The 21,006-nt window shown below is 58.9% G+C and carries 20 protein-coding genes and 2 pseudogenes; 10 read left to right on the forward strand and 12 right to left on the reverse strand.

Annotated elements, in window-relative coordinates; all coding sequences use genetic code 11:
- Nucleotides 1-6: 6 nt before the first annotated feature.
- A complete protein-coding gene (locus AC2FJB_RS13875; protein WP_496718835.1) occupies nt 7-1,122 on the reverse strand; it encodes an MHYT domain-containing protein in 1,116 nt (371 codons plus the stop codon).
- Between the two features lie 206 nt (nt 1,123-1,328).
- Between AC2FJB_RS13875 and AC2FJB_RS13880 the strand changes: the two are divergent.
- From AC2FJB_RS13880 to AC2FJB_RS13890, 3 genes and pseudogenes are all read left to right on the forward strand, one after another.
- Nucleotides 1,329-1,466, forward strand: a pseudogene (locus tag AC2FJB_RS13880) (IS5/IS1182 family transposase); the annotation flags it as partial.
- Nucleotides 1,467-1,496: 30 nt separating this feature from the next.
- Nucleotides 1,497-1,667 (forward strand): annotated as a pseudogene (locus AC2FJB_RS13885) (IS5/IS1182 family transposase); the annotation flags it as partial.
- A 150-nt stretch (nt 1,668-1,817) separates the two neighbouring features.
- Nucleotides 1,818-2,042, forward strand: a complete 225-nt coding sequence (locus AC2FJB_RS13890; RefSeq protein ID WP_496718836.1) for a hypothetical protein — start codon at nt 1,818-1,820, stop codon at nt 2,040-2,042.
- A 29-nt stretch (nt 2,043-2,071) separates the two neighbouring features.
- On the opposite strand, the gene AC2FJB_RS13895 is transcribed toward AC2FJB_RS13890, so the two are convergent.
- From AC2FJB_RS13895 to AC2FJB_RS13915, 5 genes are read right to left on the reverse strand one after another with little or no spacing between them, the layout of a single operon-like run.
- Nucleotides 2,072-2,614: a DUF3833 family protein gene (locus tag AC2FJB_RS13895; RefSeq protein WP_496718837.1), complete on the reverse strand. Its 543-nt coding sequence runs from the start codon at nt 2,612-2,614 to the stop codon at nt 2,072-2,074.
- Complete coding sequence (locus AC2FJB_RS13900) at nt 2,611-3,228, reverse strand: DUF3833 domain-containing protein (protein WP_117871589.1); 618 nt, start codon at nt 3,226-3,228, stop codon at nt 2,611-2,613. Before AC2FJB_RS13900 ends, AC2FJB_RS13895 begins: the two co-directional genes overlap by 4 nt.
- Complete coding sequence (locus AC2FJB_RS13905) at nt 3,225-4,448, reverse strand: MFS transporter (protein WP_496718838.1); 1,224 nt, start codon at nt 4,446-4,448, stop codon at nt 3,225-3,227. The genes AC2FJB_RS13900 and AC2FJB_RS13905 overlap by 4 nt, the downstream gene beginning before the upstream one ends.
- Nucleotides 4,448-4,993 carry a hypothetical protein gene (locus AC2FJB_RS13910; RefSeq protein WP_496718839.1) on the reverse strand — a complete coding sequence of 182 codons (546 nt, stop codon included), beginning with the start codon at nt 4,991-4,993 and terminating at the stop codon, nt 4,448-4,450. Before AC2FJB_RS13910 ends, AC2FJB_RS13905 begins: the two co-directional genes overlap by 1 nt.
- On the reverse strand, nt 4,947-6,278 hold the full coding sequence (locus AC2FJB_RS13915; RefSeq protein ID WP_496718840.1) for an NAD(P)/FAD-dependent oxidoreductase: 1,332 nt from the start codon (nt 6,276-6,278) through the stop codon (nt 4,947-4,949). Before AC2FJB_RS13915 ends, AC2FJB_RS13910 begins: the two co-directional genes overlap by 47 nt.
- A gap of 193 nt (nt 6,279-6,471) precedes the next feature.
- Here AC2FJB_RS13915 and AC2FJB_RS13920 point away from each other — a divergent pair, with 193 nt between their 5' ends.
- Nucleotides 6,472-7,197 (forward strand): SDR family NAD(P)-dependent oxidoreductase, encoded by a 726-nt coding sequence (locus AC2FJB_RS13920; RefSeq protein WP_496718841.1) that lies wholly within the window; start codon nt 6,472-6,474, stop codon nt 7,195-7,197.
- 3 nt (nt 7,198-7,200) lie between these two features.
- Here AC2FJB_RS13920 and AC2FJB_RS13925 read toward each other — a convergent pair whose 3' ends face one another.
- On the reverse strand, nt 7,201-8,853 hold the full coding sequence (locus AC2FJB_RS13925; protein WP_496718843.1) for a Y-family DNA polymerase: 1,653 nt from the start codon (nt 8,851-8,853) through the stop codon (nt 7,201-7,203).
- 62 nt (nt 8,854-8,915) lie between these two features.
- The gene (locus AC2FJB_RS13930; protein ID WP_117871601.1) at nt 8,916-9,203 is read right to left on the reverse strand and encodes an I78 family peptidase inhibitor; all 288 of its coding nucleotides are present in this window, start codon (nt 9,201-9,203) and stop codon (nt 8,916-8,918) included.
- Between the two features lie 130 nt (nt 9,204-9,333).
- Here AC2FJB_RS13930 and AC2FJB_RS13935 point away from each other — a divergent pair, with 130 nt between their 5' ends.
- Nucleotides 9,334-10,446, forward strand: a complete 1,113-nt coding sequence (locus AC2FJB_RS13935) for an S-(hydroxymethyl)glutathione dehydrogenase/class III alcohol dehydrogenase (protein ID WP_496718844.1) — start codon at nt 9,334-9,336, stop codon at nt 10,444-10,446.
- A 98-nt stretch (nt 10,447-10,544) separates the two neighbouring features.
- Nucleotides 10,545-11,267, forward strand: a complete 723-nt coding sequence (locus AC2FJB_RS13940; RefSeq protein ID WP_496718952.1) for an NYN domain-containing protein — start codon at nt 10,545-10,547, stop codon at nt 11,265-11,267.
- 10 nt (nt 11,268-11,277) lie between these two features.
- On the opposite strand, the gene AC2FJB_RS13945 is transcribed toward AC2FJB_RS13940, so the two are convergent.
- From AC2FJB_RS13945 to AC2FJB_RS13955, 3 genes are all read right to left on the reverse strand, one after another.
- A complete protein-coding gene (locus AC2FJB_RS13945) occupies nt 11,278-12,216 on the reverse strand; it encodes a DMT family transporter (protein WP_496718845.1) in 939 nt (312 codons plus the stop codon).
- A gap of 153 nt (nt 12,217-12,369) precedes the next feature.
- Nucleotides 12,370-12,783, reverse strand: coding sequence for a group III truncated hemoglobin (locus tag AC2FJB_RS13950; protein WP_299899658.1), 414 nt, complete (start codon nt 12,781-12,783; stop codon nt 12,370-12,372).
- 47 nt (nt 12,784-12,830) lie between these two features.
- Nucleotides 12,831-15,749, reverse strand: a complete 2,919-nt coding sequence (locus tag AC2FJB_RS13955; protein WP_496718846.1) for an error-prone DNA polymerase — start codon at nt 15,747-15,749, stop codon at nt 12,831-12,833.
- Nucleotides 15,750-15,858: 109 nt separating this feature from the next.
- On the opposite strand from AC2FJB_RS13955, the gene AC2FJB_RS13960 reads away from it, so the two are divergent.
- The gene (locus tag AC2FJB_RS13960; RefSeq protein ID WP_496718847.1) at nt 15,859-16,323 is read left to right on the forward strand and encodes a DUF1203 domain-containing protein; all 465 of its coding nucleotides are present in this window, start codon (nt 15,859-15,861) and stop codon (nt 16,321-16,323) included.
- On the opposite strand, the gene AC2FJB_RS13965 is transcribed toward AC2FJB_RS13960, so the two are convergent.
- Nucleotides 16,320-17,312 carry an ABC transporter ATP-binding protein gene (locus AC2FJB_RS13965; RefSeq protein ID WP_117871611.1) on the reverse strand — a complete coding sequence of 331 codons (993 nt, stop codon included), beginning with the start codon at nt 17,310-17,312 and terminating at the stop codon, nt 16,320-16,322. The genes AC2FJB_RS13960 and AC2FJB_RS13965 overlap by 4 nt on opposite strands.
- 87 nt (nt 17,313-17,399) lie before the next feature.
- Here AC2FJB_RS13965 and AC2FJB_RS13970 point away from each other — a divergent pair, with 87 nt between their 5' ends.
- The 3 genes from AC2FJB_RS13970 (at nt 17,400) to polA (ending at nt 20,998) form a co-directional block, all read left to right on the forward strand.
- On the forward strand, nt 17,400-17,576 hold the full coding sequence (locus AC2FJB_RS13970) for a zinc-finger domain-containing protein (protein ID WP_299899654.1): 177 nt from the start codon (nt 17,400-17,402) through the stop codon (nt 17,574-17,576).
- 82 nt (nt 17,577-17,658) lie between these two features.
- On the forward strand, nt 17,659-18,129 hold the full coding sequence (locus tag AC2FJB_RS13975) for a hypothetical protein (RefSeq protein WP_496818511.1): 471 nt from the start codon (nt 17,659-17,661) through the stop codon (nt 18,127-18,129).
- Between the two features lie 70 nt (nt 18,130-18,199).
- The gene (gene polA / locus AC2FJB_RS13980; RefSeq protein WP_496718850.1) at nt 18,200-20,998 is read left to right on the forward strand and encodes a DNA polymerase I; all 2,799 of its coding nucleotides are present in this window, start codon (nt 18,200-18,202) and stop codon (nt 20,996-20,998) included.
- Nucleotides 20,999-21,006 lie beyond the last annotated feature (8 nt).

Raw genomic sequence — 21,006 nt, forward strand, 5'->3', positions numbered from 1 at the left:
GCGTGCTCACGCACCAATTGCGCCGCCCTGCGACGCAAGCACGTCCTGAACAACCTTCAGTTTGGAACGGCTAACGGGTGCGGGCGGCAGATCACCCCTGTCGAAAAGGCAGCGCCCTTTGTCCTTGGTTCTTTCAAACCGCGAGACACGGGCAGGGTTGACCAAGTAGCTGCGATGCGTCTGCAGGAACCCCAGCGGCAAGAGGCGTTTGGAAGCCACGGTGATCGGCCAGACACAGAACAGCCGTTCGTCCTCGGTATAGATCTGCGTGTAGTGCCCATCGGCACGTACGAAAACAACGTCTCTTGCCCTGACAAAGACTTTGTTGCCGTCTGCTTCGCAAGGGATCTGCAGATCCGCCTTCAGTTCCGGCTCGAGCTTCGCTCGCTGGTGTTGCTCTTGTGATCCGGGCGTGACCAGATACGTCACGCTCACCCAGAGGCACGCACCGAAGATTACAAAGCTGAAGAAGATCACACCAAGTGCCAAAGTTTCATTGCTCATGGTGGGGCCAAATTCAGTAGCGGTGGGCGCTTGCACAAAATTGGTTTCCGCAATCGCCAGAAAATGAGCCGAGCAAACTGCAATCGCAAAACAAATCGTCCCAAGCACGATGTTGCGGTTCGTGCGCTTTCCGTAGGCGATCCAGAAGGCAAGAATGCATAGCCCGATGGCCACGATGGAAGAAAAGACGACACCCGACGTCGTATAGACCGCGCGGCACAACTCCAGACCGGCCATGCCGATATAGTGCATGACCAGAATGCCGGTCCCGACAACGCAGCCGGAAAGCGAAATGATGAGCGGTGTGCGGTCAGCGAAATGCAACAGGATCAAGGCCGCGCCAACAAGAAGGATCGCTGACAGAGCCGACACCAGCGTGATCGCCGCATCGTAGTAGAACAATATCGGCAGCTTCAAACCCAGCATGGCCACGAAGTGCATCGCCCAGATGCCGCCCCCCAAGGCGACGGCCGCAAGCGCGATCGACGCCTTTTTTTGAAACATCGGTTTTTCTGACAGATCGCGGGTCAGCGAAAGACCTGTGAACCCCGCGACAAGTGCCACGACGCAGGACATTGCGATCAGGAAGCTGCTATGGTCGACGGTCAGAAACTCCATGCTGAAGAGGATGGCCAAGACTCAAGCGATTTGCAATCAGTGCCGTTCGCACGGCCTCCATCGCTTGCCTTGGAGTGCGGTCAGCGACAGCCGTAACTCTAAATGACTGCAGGCTCTGCGGCTGATACGCTAGAGCTGCAGAAACCCAAATGCAATTGTCCGATAGAAGACATTCAAGTACTTTGCTGCAATCGGCACTTTGAGCTCTGAGCGACCTTTGTTGGCTGACCGACGTGCAGATGGCGAAGCGCGCGCCCTTCTTCCCGAAGTCGCACGGCAAGCCCCGAGGTGATGACAATCGGGTGTTGAGTAGAATTATCTTCATCAATCGCAATGGTTTGCGCTGACGAGATGCCTCTGGCGAATACGGGCCTCGCAAGACACCGGTCAAGTACGACAAGCGCAGATTCGAGCGGCGAAATCGCATCGAGATTATGTTTGGCAGGCTCAGGGGTTGGGGGTGCGTGGCGACACGCCATAATCGTTGTCCCAAGGTCTGCATCTCAGCAATCGCACTCGCGGCAACCGTCATCTGCTGGTTATGAATACTGACCCTAGGTATACGAGAGTGGTTAAGCTTTCCTCTCAACGGATGGTAGAAAGCCTCATTTTGTCCATAAAAAATTGTCTTTTTCTGGGAAAACCATTAGGTTTTATGAAAATGGTGGAAAACACCGGAGGCAGTAAGAGAGCAGATGCCAAAACCGAAAACACGTGTTTTGCGGACAAGGGTTCCTGCGCGCCTCGTGGGAAAAAGGGATGGTCTGTTTTTCCTGTGGGGACAGATAGAGCGCGCGCGTTTGAAAATCGAAGACGGCGAACGCCCTGATGGTGCAGCCTCGGATGGGGCAAGAGTAGACATGGCTGGCGAGGCCAAAGGATCAACGGCGGCATTGGTGGACGAATTCATCTTCTACTGACTTTTGTGATGAAGCTGAGCCTGACGGGTCTATTTTTTCTCGAAAAACAGGACAACTTCACCCAGGCGTACGCCATAGCGTGAGACATACGCACGGTTCAGCAGGCGGTCGTCATCCAGCAGCCACATCCAGTCGTCAAACGTGACGCGCATGGTTCCGTCCTTGATCGGCAGGTCGATCTTATATTTCCAGTTGAACGTATCCCCGCGTTCAATCCCGCTGGCGGCGCCCAGCACGCCAGAGGCCATACCGGTCCAAGTATCTTCTCCGGTCTTGGTCAATGCCCAGATGCGTTGCTCAGTCGCGCCATCATCGTAGACGAAGTCTTCGATCAGGGTCAGGGTTTCGCCGTCCCAAGTGCCGTTAATGTCGACCTTGAATCTGCGGGGGATGTTCCCCAGAACATCCTGAAACTGACCGTAGGCCACGGTTTCACCTTCAAAAAAATCCTCGAGGTTCAACTGTCGGTCAGAAAGAAAGGTTTTTGGTACCTTCGGTTTACTGGAGCAGGCCGTCAGAAGCGCGAGACTCGCGATGGCGACACAGGCGATCACGGAGCGAACGGTGATCATTGCAACGGTTTCCCGTCCGAAGTCGCGTCATATCCGTTCGAACCAATTGCGTGGGTCGGTTTTGATTTCGGGTTTGCACGCATCGTGGCCACAAGTTCCGCGACCTTGATACCAAATTTGCGCATCTCGGACCGGTTCATGATGACGCCATGTTCTGTAAGATACATCCAGTCGGTGACATCCAGAGTATGCCCGCCAGCGTCTTCGGGCAGGATGATGCGATAGGTCAGTTTCACGGTTGACCCCGAGATGACACCCCGGCCTTCGCCCACGATATCATCCGCCATTGCCGTGAATGTGTCTCCGGTTCCCAGCGTCAGATACCATTTGCGGGTCATCTGTTTTCCGTTTGAATAAGTGAAGTACTCGGTCAGCGTGCCCGAGTTGCCTTGCCAGTCGCCGGCCATGCGGGCGACAAAGCTGTTCGACATTTTGCCGTTGGGGCCATAGATCAGGCCCTCGGACACGATCTCTCCATTCAGGTGTTTTTTCAGCGAAAAACTTGGCCCGGTGCCACTGTAATCGGACGGAGATTGCGCACGAAAGCTCAGCAGTCGGGTGCGGATGAATATTGCGATCAGAAGGACCAACAGGATGATGGCGATAGCGTTCATTTGCTTGTGACCTCGGTGGGCAGGGTCAAGACCATCCCGAACGCCCCGACTTTCAGGATGCAGGGCAGCACCGCATAGGCAAGATTGAGTGTATCCAGTGCCTGTGCTGAATTGGTTTGACCAGGGGTGAAACCGCTGCGTTCCAGCAGCGGCAGAGTGAAAAAAGCAGCCAGGGCGAGGCCCAGCTTGCCAGCGAAGGACCAGATGCCAAACGCGGCCGACGCGTTCAGCCCGGCCCGGGTCAGGACGACCGAGAACATCGCGGGCAACACGACCATGTCCGCACCAAGGGCCGCGCCCGAAGCGAGACAGATGACGGCGAACCCGGTAAGGTTTCCCGCGCTCAGTGTGGCCGCGCCGATAAAGCCAGCGATCGAGAGCGGCATCGCGATTATCAGAGTCTGTTTCGGGCCAATTCTGTTGCTGAGCTTTGCCCAGAGCGGGACGCTCGCGCCTGCGCTCAGGAAGAACAGGATCAACAAGGGGCCCGCTTTGCCCGGCAGTTGCAGCCGGTCTTCCACAAAAAACAGAAACAGGGTGGAGGTGATGGCGACCGGGAGGCTGTTTACCAAAGCCAGTGCAAGAAGGCGCAAGCCGCCGGCCTGACCCAGCCCAGAAAAAGACAAACCTGTTCCTGTTATCGGGGTCCGTCGCCAGATCGGGACAGTCAGCACCAGAGTCAGAACGGATAGCAGCCCCAGAAACGCTCCGAATGCGGGGTAGCCTTGGGATTGCGCGCCGAAAGCAACCAATAGGGCTGGTGCGCTGGCTGCGATGACCACCCCGGTCAACTGCCCGCCTTCACGAAAGGCGGCCAGTGTCATCAGCTCTTTCGGATCGGTTCGCTTTGCCAAAGTTGCGCTGCGACCGTACAGAATAATGGTTCCCAGGCTGTATGCCGAGAACAGCAAGATCAGGATTGCGACCAGTTCCGGCACGCTGGCACCCTGCGGCAGATTGAAAAGCAGGGGAAACCCGACCGCCAGCCCCAAAGCCGCCATCGCCGCAAATACAAGCTGGCCATCGGGCCATCTGTCAATTGCCCAACCAATCAGCGGGTCCTGCACCAGATCCACCAAACGGATCAACAGCAGCACGGTACCAATGACCCCAAGGCCAATACCCAGGTTCACGGCTGCAAAGCGCGGCAAGTGGATATAAAGCGGAATACCCGCCGCAGCGAGCATCAGCGCATAGAGGCTGACCCGGGGATAGAGCATCACCGCCCCTGCAGCCTTCGCGTGAAAGACGCTGACCGCGTGTTGTCCCCCAGGAATACGGACATGAAACTGCGCTTGATGCCCGGATACGCCATGGTGCAGGTCTTTTGCCCGTTCAGCCAGAAACTGACCTTGTCGGGACCGTCAGAAACCGCCAGATAGCTGTCCCCTTTTGCCACGGCTTTGAAGCACCGGTCCAGTTGGTCGCGAACGGGCACTGAACGGCCGATGCGGTCCATCTCCTCAAGCGTCGAGTTGACCAGCGCTTTCTTCTTTATGTTCTTGCGGTAGGTCAGTTGCAGGGCGATATCTTCGCTCCAACTGAACGGCGCACCTTTGGGCGTATAAAGCGTGGCGTCATAAATCGGCAAACCCAGATACCGGAAAGTCGCGGTTCCGCGCAGTTGCGCATCGTTTAGACCTTTCGTGACCGGCGATGCCGCCAGCCCCTTGGCGACCAGCAAACAAAGTGCAAGAAGCGCCACGCGCCATATCCCATTATTCGGCGGCAACAGATATGGCCGGGTCTTTACTAGGAATGCCATTGTCAGCTCCGATGGTTTGCGGGGCACCATTGATTTGAGCAACGACATGCATCGCGCTGGCTATCCCGTCTTCGTGAAATCCGTGCCGGTTGTAAGCCCCGGCAAACCAGGTTCGATTCTGTCCCTGCATCTCGCGGATTTGCCCTTGCGCCTTTAGGGCGGCCTTGTCGAATACCGGATGGGCAAATTCGACCTGATCATAGATTTTATCCGCGGGAATTTCTGTTGAGGCGTTCAGCGTTACAAACAGCGGGTCACCGTCCGGAATGTTCTGAAGCCGGTTCATCCAGTAGGTCACGCCCACATCTCCGGCTTGCGAGCGATAGGACCAGCTTGACCAGCACGCGCGCCGCTTTGGCATCTGACCTGGGTCACAATGCAGTATGGCCGTATTGGGCTGGTAGCGGATCGCGCCCAATGCAGCGGCTTCCGCGGGGGTCGCGCCCTCACCCAAAATGGCAAGCGATTGATCCGAATGGGTGGCCAGGATGATTTCATCGAACTGATCCACGGCGCCTTGGCTGTGGATGGTGACGCCCATCTCGTCACGGGATGCATTCTGAACAGGGCTGGCCAGACGTATTTCTGCCCCCCGCGCACGAAGGGCTGCGTCGATCCGGCGGACATACTCTATGCTGCCGCCTTTGACCGTGTACCATTGATGCTGATTTGCACGACCACTTGCCAGCAAAGCGTGATTGCGGAAGAACTGCACCAAAGAACGTGCGGGGAACTGATCCACGAACTCGACCGGCGTAGACCAGATGGCGCCGCACATCGGCATCAGATAGTTGTGCCGGAACCAGTGACCCAGCCGCAGTTGGTCCACCAACTCACCAATCGTGGTGTCGTCGTCCTTGGCTGCTTCGGGTGCTTCTTTGCCAAACCGCAGGATATCGGCGATCATTCTATAGTAGGCAGGGCGCGCCAGATTGCGCTTTTGAGCGGTCAGAGTGCGCAGGTTGTTCAACCCGTATTCAATGCGCCCATTGTCGATGCTCGCGCCAAAGCTCATCTCACTTTCGATCACGGGTACGCCCAGCTCAGCAAACAACCGGGTCAGGTAGGGATAGGTCGCATAGTTGAAGACGATGAAGCCCGTATCGACCGGTTGGTCCCCGTTCTTACCAGCCATCACCGTGCGGGCATGGCCACCAAGTCGCGGTTCTGCCTCATAGACCGTTACGTCGTTGTTTTCTGACAGATAGTAAGCGGCGGAAAGACCCGAAATGCCTGCACCTACAATCGCGATTTTCTTCCGTACACCCCGGGTTTCGTCGAACATTCCAGCCTCTTTATGTGACGTTTTACAAGAAGATACGCAGGGTAGGCGCGAGTGGATCAATTCGATTGGAAATTTTTAGCAGATGCACTACTTCGTGACTTCTGGTTTGAGATTCCGCGAATTGCGCCACCGTTTTGATCCAACGCGGATGCGAAGTCGTATTATTGTGACACACAAGTGAAACGGCCCACACATGAGCAAATTTGACGGGAAAACCATTTGGATCATCGGCGCAAGCGAAGGTCTGGGCCGCGCTTTGGCGCAGGCGCTCAGCCGAAAAGGTGCGTCCCTGATCCTGTCGGCGCGCAATTTGGAGCGGTTGTCCGAGATGTGTTCAGAATTGCCGGATTCGCGCGCGATCTGGTGCGATGTGACCGATTTAGACTCTGTTCGCTCTGCTTTTGCTGAGGTGGGGCATATCGATGGGCTGGTCTATAATGCCGGTGCGTATGATCCTATGCGTTCGGCCGAATGGGACACCGAGGCGTCCCTCAGGATGAGCGATGTGAACTATCTGGGTGCGCTGCGGGTTCTGGGTGAAACTGTTCCGGGTTTTGTCCGGGCGGGCCAGGGAGAGGTTACTCTGATCGGATCTCTGGCCGGGTATCACGGGTTGCCCGCGGCGATAGGGTATGGCGCCAGCAAGGCCGCGCTGATTTCGCTGGCCGAGACGATGCGGCATGATCTGGCGGGTACTGGCGTGACAGTGCGTATCGTCAATCCCGGCTTCATCAAGACCCGATTGACCGAAAAGAACAGCTTCAAGATGCCGATGTTGATGACGCCCGAGGATGCGGCGGATCGCGTGGTCAAGGCGATGTCTCACCGCCGTTTCCGTACTGATTTTCCGGCACCGTTTTCCTGGCTCATTCGTCTGATTGACTACCTGCCGGACCTGCTGGTTTTTCGTGGAAAATAGACTCTAACAAAACTGTCCCTGACAGAACCAGCCTGCGGACATCGTGCCTCCGTGCCCGTAGAACAACCATAGTCGTTCCCCCTGTTCTGTCACCACCACCCAGTAATCGCGCACCCCGCTGCGCCAGTTGGGGTCATCCAGCCACCATTCCGGCGCGATACGTTCCGGGCCTGTGGCCTGCGCCAGTTGCCAGTCGCGCCCGCGCCAGCGAAAGGTGCAGGGCACATTCGGGGTTTCCGGCGCCATCACGGGTTCGGGCTGCCACATCTGCAAAGGCCGGGGGCGCGGTGGGGCAGGCCAGTCGCGCGCGGGTTCCGACCATGCGGCTGCCAGCGTTTGCGCCGTTTTCTCGGGGATATGAGAGGCCGCCGGGTGCCGCCGCGTGATTGCATCCAGCCCCACCCGTGCGCCCAGCTTGCCGATCAGATCATCCACCGCTGTATTGCCCTCAAGCCGGTTACGGGCCACACGGCGCGCTTCGGCATGACCGGCGATGGTGCGGGCATGGATGGGTTCCGTCTGGATCGCCTCAAGCCGCAGCATGTCGATGCCATAGCCTGCGTCGATCTTGTCAATTTTCATCTCTAACAATGGGCGAATGCGATTTTTGTCATAGGTCGGACGTGCCAGGCCAATCTCGATAACCTCAGCGGCCTGATCGGCCCGGTGGGCTTCCAGACGCAGCGTGCGGACCCCGCGCCCCTTCTCTTCCAGCTTGGTGCAGAGCGTTGGCAGAATACGATCGACGGCAGCCATCACGTCTTCGACCAAGCCAATCGGGTTGGGTAGAGTCATCCGCACCGCAAAGTGATGTGGCGGACGGGCGGGCGAGACCGGCTCGGGTGCGCTGCCCACCGCTTGATCCACGCGCAGCACCAGCCCGCGGCCGAACCGCCGTGCCAAACTGGCACGCGGCTGTCCCAGCAAGTCTCCGATCCGGCGCAGGCCCAGACGATTCAGTTGCGCCACAACCTGATCTTCAAGCCGCAGCGCCGCAATGGGCAGAGGGCTGAGCGCGCCATAGGCCTGTCCCGGCGCGGCAATCCGCGCGCCACCGCCCAGCGCCATCGCCTGTGGCGCGGCCCCGCCCTTGGTCCAGTGCCGCCGCTTGCTTGCCCGGGCGCGGGTGGCGCGAGCCTCTTGGGCAATGGCATCACCGTTGCGATCGGATGTGGCCTCTTGCCCGGCATAGCGGGCCAGCGCCCAGGCCGCGCCCAGCGTGTCGGCGATGCCCATCTGCACGCTCAGGCCCATGTCGGCACAGTCGGTTTCAAGCACGACCAGCAAGGCCTCTTCACCGCCGAACAGATGGGCGCAACCCGACAGGTCAACGATCAACCCGTCCGGAGCCTCTTCAGCCACCCACGGGCTGAACTTGCCCGCCCAGCGGCGCAGCGCGGTCAGAAACGCGGCCTCGGTCGGGGCGTTGCGGGGGCGGGTGATCAGGCTGGCGCACATGGCATGGGCATCGCGTACCGGCTGGCCCACGCGCAGACCAGCGGCCTGTGCCTCGGTGTTCAGCGAGGTGATGACCTGCATGTTCGACTGTTCGGTCACAACGGCCAAAGGTCCGCCATGCAGGCCCCGCGCAGCGCGGATCAGCCGTTCGGCCCCTAGACGGGGGAACCACAGCGAGAGTATTCGGCGTTTGGGCATCGGGCAGACATCAAAATGTTCTCATTTTGTTCTTATTCGAGAATCACCTGCCGAGTCCACGCTTACCCACAGGTCAGACGCTGAATAACACCGGCACCGTCCACATAGACGTTCAGCCTGTCGATACGGTAATCCTGTGTGGCGATGCCATCCGGGCCCAAGACACGAGACCGTTCGGGAAGATCGGCCTGAATCGCTGAAACGGGCTGGCCGACGGATTCGGCAAAGGGCTCGCCCTTGCAAAATGCCAGATCAACAGGTGCGTCTTCTGAGGTGGCGGCAACTTCCTGCGGAATGCTTGTGTCTGCGCAGGCCGCCAGAAGGATCAAGATAGGGATAAAACGGTGCATTGGCGTTCCTCATTCTGGCAATGTCGTTTCTGCAATATCAAATAATTAGCCAACCTGCCAAGAAAGCACAGTTGAAAACACCCTGTATTTGACGCAGGGTCGGGGCAAAAGTGACAGGGAGAAAAGTACCATGCGTACCCGTGCTGCCGTCGCCGTACAGGCGGGCAAACCTTTGGAAGTGATGGACGTGAACCTAGAAGGCCCAAAGGCGGGCGAGGTTCTGGTTGAAATCAAGGCCACTGGCATCTGCCATACGGACGAATTCACCCTGTCGGGTGCCGACCCCGAAGGCCTGTTCCCAGCCATTCTGGGCCACGAGGGCGCCGGCGTAGTGGTCGAGGTCGGCCCGGGCGTCACCAGCCTGAAGCCGGGGGATCACGTGATCCCGCTCTACACCCCGGAATGCCGCGAGTGTGAATACTGCCTGCATCCCAAGACCAACCTGTGCCAGGCGATCCGTGAGACTCAGGGCAAGGGGCTGATGCCCGACGGGACGTCGCGTTTTTCGACCTTGGATGGCGATCCGATCCTACACTACATGGGCTGCTCGACCTTCTCGAACCACACGGTCCTGCCTGAAATCGCACTGGCCAAGGTGCGCGAGGACGCACCCTTCGACAAGATCTGCTATATCGGTTGCGGCGTGACCACAGGGATCGGCGCGGTGATCAACACCGCCAAAGTGGAAATCGGCAGCCGCGCCATCGTGTTTGGTCTGGGCGGTATCGGCCTGAACGTCATTCAGGGCCTGCGTCTGGCCGGGGCCGACCAGATCGTCGGTGTCGACCTCAACCCGTCAAAGGTTGAGATGGCCACCAGGTTCGGCATGACCGATTTCGTCAATCCGTCCGAAGTTGAAGGTGATCTGGTGCCTTATCTGGTCAACCTGACCAAGGGTGGCGCGGATTACACCTTTGATGCCACCGGCAATGTTGGTGTGATGCGCGCGGCACTGGAATCGGCACACAAGGGATGGGGCGAATCGATCATCATCGGCGTGGCACCTGCTGGGGCCGAGATCTCGACCCGTCCGTTCCAACTGGTGACCGGGCGGTCTTGGCGCGGCACCGCCTTTGGCGGCGCGCGGGGCCGGACGGATGTGCCCAAGATCGTCGACTGGTACATGGACGGCAAGATCGAGATCGACCCGATGATCACCCACACCATGGGTCTGGACGACATCAACAACGGCTTCGACCTGATGCATAAGGGCGAAAGCATCCGGTCGGTGGTAGTCTACTGATCAAATTGAAATATTTGTACGGGGCGGGCTTTTGTCCGCCTCTTTTCGTTCATACATTCCTTAACACGAATTAAATTTTGAGTTGAGGAATTCAGGTGATACCAGGAAATACGGACCGCCTTGCGGTTCTGATTGATGCGGACAACGTGTCCGCAAAACATGCCGCCGAGATATTTGAAGAAATCGCAACATTGGGCGAAGCGGGTTTAAGGCGGATCTATGGGGATTTTTCCAATGGATCGCCCCAAGGGTGGGACGCCAAATCTCTGGCCGAATATGCTATCGTTCCACATCAGCAGTTCGCCAACACATCAAAGAAGAATTCAAGTGATATCGCGCTGGTGATTGACGCCATGGATATCCTGCATTCAGGCCGGTTCAATGGATTTGTATTGGTGTCCTCTGACAGTGATTTCACCCGTCTCGCCAGTCGTATCCGCGAACAGGGTTTGGATGTGTTTGGGATCGGTGAGCGCAAGGCACCAAGCGCGTTTGTCGCGGCATGCAACCGATTCATTTACATTGAAAACATAGAGAAGCCTGAAGCTGGCGCGCCTCAGGTCAAAAAAGCCGGTGACGTAAAATCTAAGCATGAGCTGAACCATGCATACCAGTTGATCCGGAACGTTGTACTAAACACGAACGAAGCCGATGGTTGGGCCAGTCTTTCATTTGTGGGAAGCCAATTAGGCAAGATGTATCCGGATTTCGACTCTCGAACTTATGGGCACAAAAGACTGAGCGATTTGGTACGTGCTATCGATCGCTGTGATAAGAGCGGTACAAACGGAGATCTCAAGATCAGATGCAAGGATACCTGACGCCTGGGGTCTAATCTCCCGGCCGTGTCGCACCTGTATCTGATCGAGGCGACCGCACGCGCAGGACCGGAGTGTTGACCGACGTCGTATTCGCCCGGCTTTCGCGCCAGACAACGTAGACACCCGAAGCGATGATGATGCTGGCCCCGACTGCGACCCACATGTCGGGCGTTTCGCCAAAGAACATCATGCCAAACAGCGTCGCCCAGATGATCTGGCTGTACTGGCTGGGGGCAATGACCCCTGCGGGCGCAGCCCGATAGGCCAGAATGATCAGGTGCTGGGCGATCACCGAAAATACGCCAACCAGCGCCATCATCGCCAGATGCAGCAGGGATGGCGGCTGATATACGGCGGGTTGGGCAACGCTCATCACAGCAATAGCCAGCAGCATCGGGTACAGGATCAGAACGGCCGAGCGTTCCTCATTTCCGATCTTGCGCACAAGCACCGAGGCAAAGGCGCTGCAGAAGGCAGCCGTCAGGGCGGCGAGGTGGCCAAGGGTGATGTCAGTCGTACCGGGGCGCAGAACGATCAGGACGCCGATCAGGCCGACGCCAACCGCGGCCCAACGCTGGGCGCGGACCACCTCACCCAATATCGGGATCGACAAAACGGTGACGATCAATGGGAAAGAAAACAGCAACGAATAGACTTCGGCCAGTGGCAATACGGAAAAGGAATAAAACGCGCAGGACATTGCCGTGACCATCAGGCCCGAGCGAAGCAGAACCAGCCAGGGGTGTTGAGGCAGGAAGTTCCCGGTCGTTCGGTCGGTCAGGATCGTGACGGCCATCGGCACAAAGGAAAACAGTGTGGCGAAAAAGATGATCTGCAGCACCGAATAAGTCCCGCCCAGCACTTTGATCAGCGCGTCGTGGCTGGCAAAGACGGCAAAGCCCAGAAATGCATAGCCAAGCCCCTTTAGGGTGGTGTTTTGAGCGCTCATCGACATGGCCCCGGTCAATGTTGGTGTGATGGCGATATGCCATAGCAGCGCGGGCGGAGTTCCCGGCTGTCTTTCTTTCTGCTTAACCCTATTTCGAGGGCGCGAATAGCCCCAATTTTACCGCTAACATCGCATGGCCGCCATGATCTGAGATCATCGCAGGATTGGCGGCGCGTCTTTGGGCTGGCGCGCAGACTGAACACCCGCTTTCATGCCGACACCGATACGACGCGCCAGAGCGACCCATGGTGTGGCGGTTTCAGAAGGCAGGGTCTGGGTGGCGACCTGTTCGAACAGGTCCAGCCAATGGGCAAAGAATTCAGGCTTTACATCTGGTCGTTCGATATGGACCCGCTGTGGATTGCCGTCATAGCTGCGTTCAAACAGGATGGCGTTGCGCCAGAAGGATGCGATCTTTTCCTCATGCGCGGACCAGTCGGTGACGTGGTTGGCGAATACGGGTCCAAGTACCGCGTCCTGCCGCACACGGGCGTAAAAGGCGCGAACCTGTGCGTTGATCTGCTCGGGCGTCGCGGGAAAGCGCGGTGGAAGGGTTGGTCTGGTCATGGTGGCCTGTTTTCGACTCTGTTTTTGGCAGATAGGCGGTTCCGGCGTTATGTGACAGAGGTGGTATTGTCGCGCCCATCCGGTGTCAGCAGATGCCGCAGCAGGGCCACCGGATGCGCGCGCAGGCTCAGGCGGGTGGCGACGTAATCCTCGACCACCTGCTCGCCCAGCGTCATTTGCGGCAGATAGGCTTCGGGCTCGTCCAGCGCCTCGCCCTCCAGATCCTGTGAGAACAGCGGCAGAGGCTTGGTAGTGGCAATCGCCTTGGCCTGCCACAAGGCCTCGCGCCGGGTCAGGCCGCAGGTGGAAAAGGCATCGGCCTCGGCCAGCCGTTCGATCACGGACGGGCCCAGCCCGGCGCGGCGCCAGACATCCTCGACCTGGGTGTAGCCATTGCCGCGCGCGGCGGTCAGCCAGCTGGCGTCCTCTTCGCTGAGGCCCTTGATCTGGCGAAAGCCCAGCCGGAGGGCCAGCCCGCCGTGGCCGTCGGGCTCCATCACGTTGTCCCAGAAGCTGGCATTGATGCAGACCGGGCGCACCTGCACGCCATGCTCGCGCGCGTCGCGCACGATCTGGGCGGGGGCATAGAACCCCATCGGCTGCGAATTCAGCAGCGCGCAGGCGAAAATCCCCGGATGGTGGCACTTGATCCAGGCGCTGGCATAGACCAGCAGCGCAAAGCTGGCCGCGTGGCTTTCGGGGAAGCCGTAGGACCCGAACCCCTCGATCTGCGAGAAACAACGCTCGGCAAATTCGGCGTCATACCCGTTGCGTTTCATCCCACGCAGGAACAGCGCGCGGAATTCGCTGACATTGCCGTGTTTCTTGAACGTCGCCAGCGAACGGCGCAGCCGGTCCGCCTGTTCCGGGGTGAAACCCGCGCCGACAATGGCGATCTGCATCGCCTGTTCCTGAAACAGCGGCACGCCCAGCGTCTTGCCCAACACCTCGCCCAGTTCGTCCGAGGGGAAGCTGACCTCCTCCTCACCATTTCGCCGCCGAATATAGGGGTGGACCATGTCGCCCTGGATGGGGCCGGGTCGGATGATGGCGACCTCGATCACCAGATCATAGAAATTGCGCGGCCGCATCCGGGGCAGAAAGTTCATCTGTGCACGTGATTCCACCTGAAACACACCCACTGAGTCTGCCTTGCAGAGCATGTCATAAACTGCCGGGTCCTCGGGCGGCAGCGTGGCCAGCGTATAGCTGGTCTGGTGGTGCTGGCCAATCAGATCAAACGCCTTGCGGATGCATGTGAGCATCCCGAGGCTGAGGACATCGACCTTGAGGATGCCCAGCGAGTCGATGTCGTCTTTGTCCCAGCAGATGACCGTGCGGTCCTCCATCGTGGCGTTCTCGATGGGGACAAGTTCGTCCAGCCGCCCCTCGGTGATGATGAAGCCGCCCACATGCTGGGACAGGTGACGGGGAAACCCGTCGATTTCATAGACCAGCATTAGAGTCTGTTTCAGCCGCCGATCTTCGGGATCGAGGCCGATTTCACGCATGCGCTGGGCTTCAAGGCCTGCGGCGGAAAAGAACCCCCAGAGCTGCGAAGACAGGGCGGAAATCGTGTCTTCGGTCAGCCCCATGGCGCGGCCCACCTCGCGGATGGCGCGCTTGCCGCGATAATGGATCACCGTGGCGCACAGTCCCGCACGGTGGCGGCCATAGCGTTCATAGATGTGCTGGATCACTTCTTCGCGGCGCTCATGTTCGAAATCGACGTCGATGTCGGGCGGCTCGTCCCGCGCCTCGGAGACGAAGCGTTCGAACACCATGGTGCCCATCTCGGGGCTGACCTCAGTGATGCCAAGACAGAAACAGACGACAGAGTTGGCCGCTGAGCCGCGCCCCTGACACAGGATGCCGCGCGAGCGGGCGAAATGGACGATGTCGCGGACGGTCAGGAAATAGGGTTCGTATTTCAGCTTTCCGATCAGGGCGAGCTCATGCGCCAGCATCTTTTTTGCTTTCTCCGACGCGCCCGCCGGATAGCGCCATTTCAGCCCCTCATGCGCCAAACGATGCAGGCGTTGGGTCGGGGTTTCCTGTTCGCTGCCCTCGCTGGGGTACTCATAACGCAGCTCATCCAGCGAGAATGTGAGCTGTTCGCTGAGTTCATGCGCGCGGGCGACAGCCCCCTCATAGCCTTTGAAAATGCGCAGCATCTCGGCCTCGGACCGCAGGCGTTGCTCGCCATTGGCAAGCGCCTCGCGGCCCAGCTCATCGACCTTGCGGCGCAGGCGGATGGCGGTGAGCACATCACCCAGCTTGCGGCGCGTGCCGTGATGCATCATCGGTGCGGCGCTGGCGAGTGTGGGGAGGCTGAGTTGCTTTGATTCAGTCTCTAATAAAGAGAAATATATGCCATCTGCGCCGTCATACCGGGGGTGCATCAACAGATGTATCCGCCCGGCAAAGCGGCGCGTCAGCTGTTGCGCTTGTGTCCGCCATGTGCCCGCGCCTCCCGGAGACCGGGCCGTTTGTGGCCACAGCAGCAGGTGGAGACCGTCGGAAAACTCCAGCAGGTCGGACAGGTGCAGGATGCAGTCGCCTTTTTCGGCGCGCAGACGGCCCTTGGACAGGATGCGGCACAGGTTGGCCCAGCCCTGCCGGTTCAGGGGCAGGGCGGTGACCGTGGGTGCGTCGGTAAAGATCAGTCGGGCTGCCGGGATCAGCCGTGGCACCGCGTGGATCGGATAGGACGGTGGTTTGAGGATATGACCGGGGCAAGGCGGGCCGATCAGGGTGTTCTGCGCCTCCCACTCCAGCCGTTCGCGCACCTTGCGGGTGATCTCGCGCGCCTGCGTTTGGGCGCGGACGATGCCTGCGACCGAGTTGTCATCAGCGATGGCGATGGCGGGCAGGCCCAGGGTGACGGCACGCTCCATATACTCCTCGGGGTGGGACGCCCCGGTGAGGAAGGTGAAATTCGACGTGATCGACAGCTCGGCATACATGACGATTCCATATTATATTCACGTTTTGTTCTTTTTCGAGTCCTTTGCGCAGGAAACGGGTCGATTGGGTTTGGTCGGATGGGCAGTGTCGGGAAAAAGGAGACCTGAGATGTTCAAAATCACCGCTCTGCCAACCGACGAAGTCCGCGACCTTCAGGCAGGTGGCCCGGATGCGTATGGTTCAACGCCGGAACGCGCCTTTTCGACGGGCGCCGGCAACCCGTGTCGCCATTGCTTGCAGAACATTCCCGAAGGCGAAAATATGCTGATACTGGCACATCGGCCTTTTTTAGAGACACATCCCTATGCTGAAACCGGACCGATCTTTCTGTGTGCCACGCCGTGCGACCGGTATGAGGGAGACACGCTGCCCGAGATTCTGACCTCCTCGTCCGAATACCTGATCAAGGGTTACGGTGCGGATGACAGGATCGTCTATGGCACCGGGGCGATCACGCTCAGCGACCAGATCGGCGCAAAAGTGGCGGACATCTTTGCCCGCGCAGATGTCGATTACATTCACGTCCGGTCTGCTCGAAACAACTGCTATCAGGCGCGAATAGACCGCGCCTAAAGCTTGACCCGGTGCATCCCGCGGCGTGGCTGATCCTGATCATCCATCGGGGCATCACCTGTGCGGCTGGATGTCAGCGCCAGGAACACATCCTCCAGATCCGCTTCTTCAGTGCGGACGTCGCGGATGCGAATACCTGCGGTGCGCACGGCTTCCAGAACCTGCTCGGCGCTGGTCTGGGCGCTGCGATATTGCAGTACAAGGCTGCCATCATCGCGCAATGTCGCCGCAACGCCTTCTGCTGTGGGCAAATCGGTAACTGGGCTGTCCGGCACAATCACCATTGTCCGGCTGTCCATGCGCCCCAGCAGATTTGCGGTACTGTCCTGAGCGATCTTTTCGCCGTGGTTGATGATGGCGATTTCGTCACACATCTCTTGCGCTTCTTCCAGATAGTGGGTGGTCAGGATAATCGTCATACCCTGTTCGTTCAGCTTCCGCACATTGGCCCACAGCATCTGACGCAGTTCGATATCCACGCCTGCCGTGGGTTCGTCCAACACCAGGATTTTGGGGTGATGGACCAGCGCCTTGGCCAGTAGCAGCCGCCGCCGCATCCCGCCCGACAGCGTGCGGGCATAGGCCTCGGCCTTGTCGCTGAGGCCGACCAGTTCAAGGATTTCATCGCTGCGGCGTTCGGATTTCGGAACGCCGTACAGGCCTGCCTGTACTTCCAAGGCACCACGCGGTGTGAAGAACGGGTCAAGGTTCAGTTCTTGCGGCATGACACCAATCGCGGCGCGGGACTGTCGCGGATTCTGATCCTGATCGAAACCCCAGATCGATACACGGCCCGAAGACTTCACCACCAACCCGGCGAGAATATTGATCAGGGTCGATTTCCCGGCGCCATTCGGGCCCAGAAGTCCAAAAACAGAACCCCTGGGAACAGTCAAATCAATGCCTTTCAGCGCGTGTTTCTCAGGCTGACCCTTGCCGCCACGATAGGTCTTGCGCAGACCTTCGATCCTGATTGCCGCATCGCTCATGTGGCTCTTGCCCCCGGATTGCTCATCGCTCATAAACGCACCTAATGCATGCCCGCGAGGCCGACAACCGAAGAAGGATCGCTAGCCGTGACCATCGAAGCGCCGGAAACCAAGATCGTCGAAACCGACCGTGTCGCCTGTGACGGCGGCGAAGGCGCATTGGGCCATCCGCGCGTCTGGCTGCAAATCCCCGAGGATACAGGCTGGGTCGAATGCCCGTATTGCGATTGTAAATATGTGCTGAAGGGTACCGAACAGGGCTGATTGCCCGACTAACCGGGTTTTGCCCAAATCTTGCCTCGGTTTTCATGTTAGTGCTTTGGCGCAACCAAAGCAGGGATACGTGATGACCGGAATCTCGGCCACTGACAATGTTAACCCGGTTTTCGGCTGGGTTGGGTTCTGCATCGCGTCTTTGGCGTTGTTTGCTGCGTTGTTCGTATTCTGGGCGGGGCCCTTTGTACCTCAGCAGACTGCGGGTGTGTCGCTGGGCGAACTGGCGGCCGAGATCGGCAAATCGACCCTAAGGGCCGCCGCGGGGATGGAACAACCCGAGCCTGTTGCACGCGCCCGCGATCTGGATGATTTCCTGCGGATCGGTGTCGCCATGCTTGGCGGTCTTGCGATCGTCATCTCGGTCGTTGGCATCCTGCGTCACGAAAAGCGGCGCCCCGCCATCGCCGGAATGGTTATCGGCACGGGGGCAATCCTTTTTCAGTTCTTTGCCTTTGCATTTTTTGCTTTCCTTGGCGTGTTGGTAATCATGGCTTTGCTGAACAGTTTCTCTGACGTCTTCTCGGGGCTGTTTGGCGGTTAGGCTGCGTTCTTGGCTGGTCAGCCGCGCGACCCTGTGGCAGAACCGTCCCTGACCGATAGGGAGCGCGCGCATGAGCAAATTCGGAAAAGGGTGTCACCTGCATCTGATCGACGGATCGGCTTTTATTTTCAGGGCCTATCACGCGCTGCCACCGCTGACCCGCAAGTCGGATGGTTTGCCGATTGGGGCGGTGTCCGGGTTCTGCAACATGCTTCAAAAATATGTCGAAGGGAACGCCGGGCCGGATGCACCGACCCATGTGGCGGTGGTATTCGACAAGGGCTCGCACACATTCCGGAATGATCTGTACGACCTTTACAAGGCTAATCGCGAAGCGATGCCCGAGGACCTGCGCCCGCAAATACCGCTGACCCGTGAGGCGACAAAAGCGTTCAACATCGCCTGCAGGGAACTCGAAGGTTATGAGGCAGACGACATCATCGCCACTCTCACCGTGCAAGCGCGCGAGGCAGGGGGGCGCGTGACCATCGTAAGTTCCGACAAGGATTTGATGCAGTTGGTCGGTGACGGTGTCGAGATGCTCGATGCGATGAAGAACAAGCGTATTGATCGGGACGGGGTGATCGAGAAGTTTGGAGTTGGCCCCGAGCGCGTTGTGGATGTTCAGGCGCTGGCCGGCGACTCCGTTGACAACGTGCCGGGCGCTCCGGGCATCGGGGTCAAGACGGCTGCCCTTCTGATCAACGAATACGGTGATCTGGAAACACTGCTGGACCGTGCTGAAGAAATCAAACAGCCCAAGCGCCGGCAAACCCTGATCGAAAAGCGCGATCAGATCGAACTATCTAAGAAACTGGTGCAGTTGGACGAGAACACGCCGCTGGATTTCACGCTGGATGACCTTGAAGTGCGGGAGCCCGATGCAGAGACCCTGCTGGGTTTTCTGGCGGATATGGAGTTTCGCACACTGACCAAACGGATTGCAGACAAGCTGGGGGCCGAAGCACCGGTCATCGCCGACGCACCGGTGCCTGCGGCCAAGGAAGTTGAGGCCGAGGCGATTCCGTTTGACGCGGAGAAGTATGAATGTGTCCGTGATGCAGTGGCTCTGCAAAAGTGGATTGATCAGGCCCATGAGCGCGGCTGGGTTGCGGTGGATACCGAAACCACCGGTCTGAATGAAATGATTGCCGATCTGGTCGGTATTTCGCTGTGTGTCGAGGCCGGAGAAGCCTGTTACATCCCGCTGACCCATCGCGATGGCGCAGCGGATGATCTGTTCGGCTCAGATGCGCTGGCTGAAGGGCAGATGCCGCTGGATGAGGCGCTGACACTACTGAAACCGATGCTAGAGGACCCTTCGATCCTCAAAATCGGGCAGAACATGAAATACGACGCCAAGATATTCAGGCGTCACGGCATCAATGTGACCCCCATCGATGATACGATGCTGATGTCCTACGCCATGCACGGTGGCGAGCATGGGCACGGGATGGACACATTGTCCGAGAGATACCTGACACACACACCGATCCCGATCAAACCGCTGCTAGGGTCGGGCAAGTCTGCGATCACCTTCGACAAGGTGCCGATAGACGAGGCCACCGCCTATGCCGCCGAGGATGCCGACATCACCCTGCGCTTGTGGAAACTGTTCAAGCCGCAGCTTCACTGGGTGCAGGTGACAACTGTCTACGAGACGCTTGAACGCCCGCTGGTGCCGGTTCTGACGGAAATGGAGATGCACGGCATAAAGGTCGACCGCGATGTGCTGAGCCGTATGTCCAACGCTTTTGCACAGAAAATGGCCGGTTTAGAGGCTGAAATTCACGAGCTGGCCGGAGAAACCTTCAACGTCGGCTCGCCCGCGCAATTGGGCGAGATCCTTTTCGACAAGATGGGCCTTGAGGGCGGCAAGAAGGGAAAGACCGGCAAGTATTCGACCGGCGCCGATGTGCTGGAAGATCTGGCGACTGAGCATGAATTGCCGCGCCGGGTCCTGGACTGGCGCCAGCTGTCCAAGCTGAAATCGACTTATACAGACGCGCTACAGACCCATATCAACCCGGACACGGGCCGGGTACATACGTCTTATGCTATCACCGGGGCGAATACGGGGCGTCTGGCTTCGACTGATCCCAACCTGCAGAACATCCCGGTGCGCACCGAGGAGGGCCGCCGCATCCGCGAGGCCTTCGTGGCCGAGCCGGGCAATGTGCTGGTCAGTCTCGACTACAGCCAGATCGAGCTGCGCATCCTGGCGCATATCGCCGACATCCCGGCCCTGAAACAGGCGTTTGCGGATGGGCTGGACATTCACGCGATGACGGCGTCCGAGATGTTCGACGTGCCGCTGGATGAGATGACGCCGGATATCCGTCGTCAGGCCAAGGCGATCAACTTTGGCGTGATCTATGGCATCTCGGGCTTCGGCCTGGCACGCAACCTGCGCATCCCGCGGGCCGAGGCACAGGGATTCATCGACCGCTATTTCGAACGCTTCCCGGGCATTCGCCAGTATATGGATGACACGGTGACATTTGCCAAAGAGCACGGCTATGTCCAAACCCTGTTCGGGCGCAAAATCCACACGCCCGAGATCAACGCCAAGGGGCCACATGCCGGCTTTTCGCGTCGGGCGGCGATCAACGCACCGATTCAGGGCACGGCGGCGGATGTGATCCGGCGCGCGATGGTTCGAATGCCGGGTGCGATCAATGGGCTGCCCGCCAAAATGCTGTTGCAGGTCCATGACGAATTGTTGTTCGAAGTGGCCGAAGACGCGGTGGATCCGCTGATCGACGTGGCGCGCGACGTGATGGAAGGTGCGTCCGACCCGGCGGTGAGGCTGGATGTGAAGCTGAATGTGGATGCCGGCCAGGGTGCGAACTGGGCCGAGGCGCACTAGCGGTGCTG

The sequence above is a fragment of the Ruegeria sp. CDSC085 genome, assembly GCF_059610465.1.

Excerpts from the sequence above, each read along its gene's own strand:
- AC2FJB_RS13875 (WP_496718835.1), bottom strand. The coding sequence starts at position 1,122 with ATGGAGTTTCTGACCGTCGACCATAGCAGCTTCCTGATCGCAATGTCC.
- AC2FJB_RS13890 (WP_496718836.1), top strand. The coding sequence starts at position 1,818 with ATGCCAAAACCGAAAACACGTGTTTTGCGGACAAGGGTTCCTGCGCGC.
- AC2FJB_RS13895 (WP_496718837.1), bottom strand. The coding sequence starts at position 2,614 with ATGATCACCGTTCGCTCCGTGATCGCCTGTGTCGCCATCGCGAGTCTC.
- AC2FJB_RS13900 (WP_117871589.1), bottom strand. The coding sequence starts at position 3,228 with ATGAACGCTATCGCCATCATCCTGTTGGTCCTTCTGATCGCAATATTC.
- AC2FJB_RS13905 (WP_496718838.1), bottom strand. The coding sequence starts at position 4,448 with ATGCTCTATCCCCGGGTCAGCCTCTATGCGCTGATGCTCGCTGCGGCG.
- AC2FJB_RS13910 (WP_496718839.1), bottom strand. The coding sequence starts at position 4,993 with ATGGCATTCCTAGTAAAGACCCGGCCATATCTGTTGCCGCCGAATAAT.
- AC2FJB_RS13915 (WP_496718840.1), bottom strand. The coding sequence starts at position 6,278 with ATGTTCGACGAAACCCGGGGTGTACGGAAGAAAATCGCGATTGTAGGT.
- AC2FJB_RS13920 (WP_496718841.1), top strand. The coding sequence starts at position 6,472 with ATGAGCAAATTTGACGGGAAAACCATTTGGATCATCGGCGCAAGCGAA.
- AC2FJB_RS13925 (WP_496718843.1), bottom strand. The coding sequence starts at position 8,853 with ATGCCCAAACGCCGAATACTCTCGCTGTGGTTCCCCCGTCTAGGGGCC.
- AC2FJB_RS13930 (WP_117871601.1), bottom strand. The coding sequence starts at position 9,203 with ATGCACCGTTTTATCCCTATCTTGATCCTTCTGGCGGCCTGCGCAGAC.
- AC2FJB_RS13935 (WP_496718844.1), top strand. The coding sequence starts at position 9,334 with ATGCGTACCCGTGCTGCCGTCGCCGTACAGGCGGGCAAACCTTTGGAA.
- AC2FJB_RS13945 (WP_496718845.1), bottom strand. The coding sequence starts at position 12,216 with ATGAGCGCTCAAAACACCACCCTAAAGGGGCTTGGCTATGCATTTCTG.
- AC2FJB_RS13950 (WP_299899658.1), bottom strand. The coding sequence starts at position 12,783 with ATGACCAGACCAACCCTTCCACCGCGCTTTCCCGCGACGCCCGAGCAG.
- AC2FJB_RS13955 (WP_496718846.1), bottom strand. The coding sequence starts at position 15,749 with ATGTATGCCGAGCTGTCGATCACGTCGAATTTCACCTTCCTCACCGGG.
- AC2FJB_RS13960 (WP_496718847.1), top strand. The coding sequence starts at position 15,859 with ATGTTCAAAATCACCGCTCTGCCAACCGACGAAGTCCGCGACCTTCAG.
- AC2FJB_RS13965 (WP_117871611.1), bottom strand. The coding sequence starts at position 17,312 with ATGAGCGATGCGGCAATCAGGATCGAAGGTCTGCGCAAGACCTATCGT.
- AC2FJB_RS13975 (WP_496818511.1), top strand. The coding sequence starts at position 17,659 with ATGACCGGAATCTCGGCCACTGACAATGTTAACCCGGTTTTCGGCTGG.
- polA (WP_496718850.1), top strand. The coding sequence starts at position 18,200 with ATGAGCAAATTCGGAAAAGGGTGTCACCTGCATCTGATCGACGGATCG.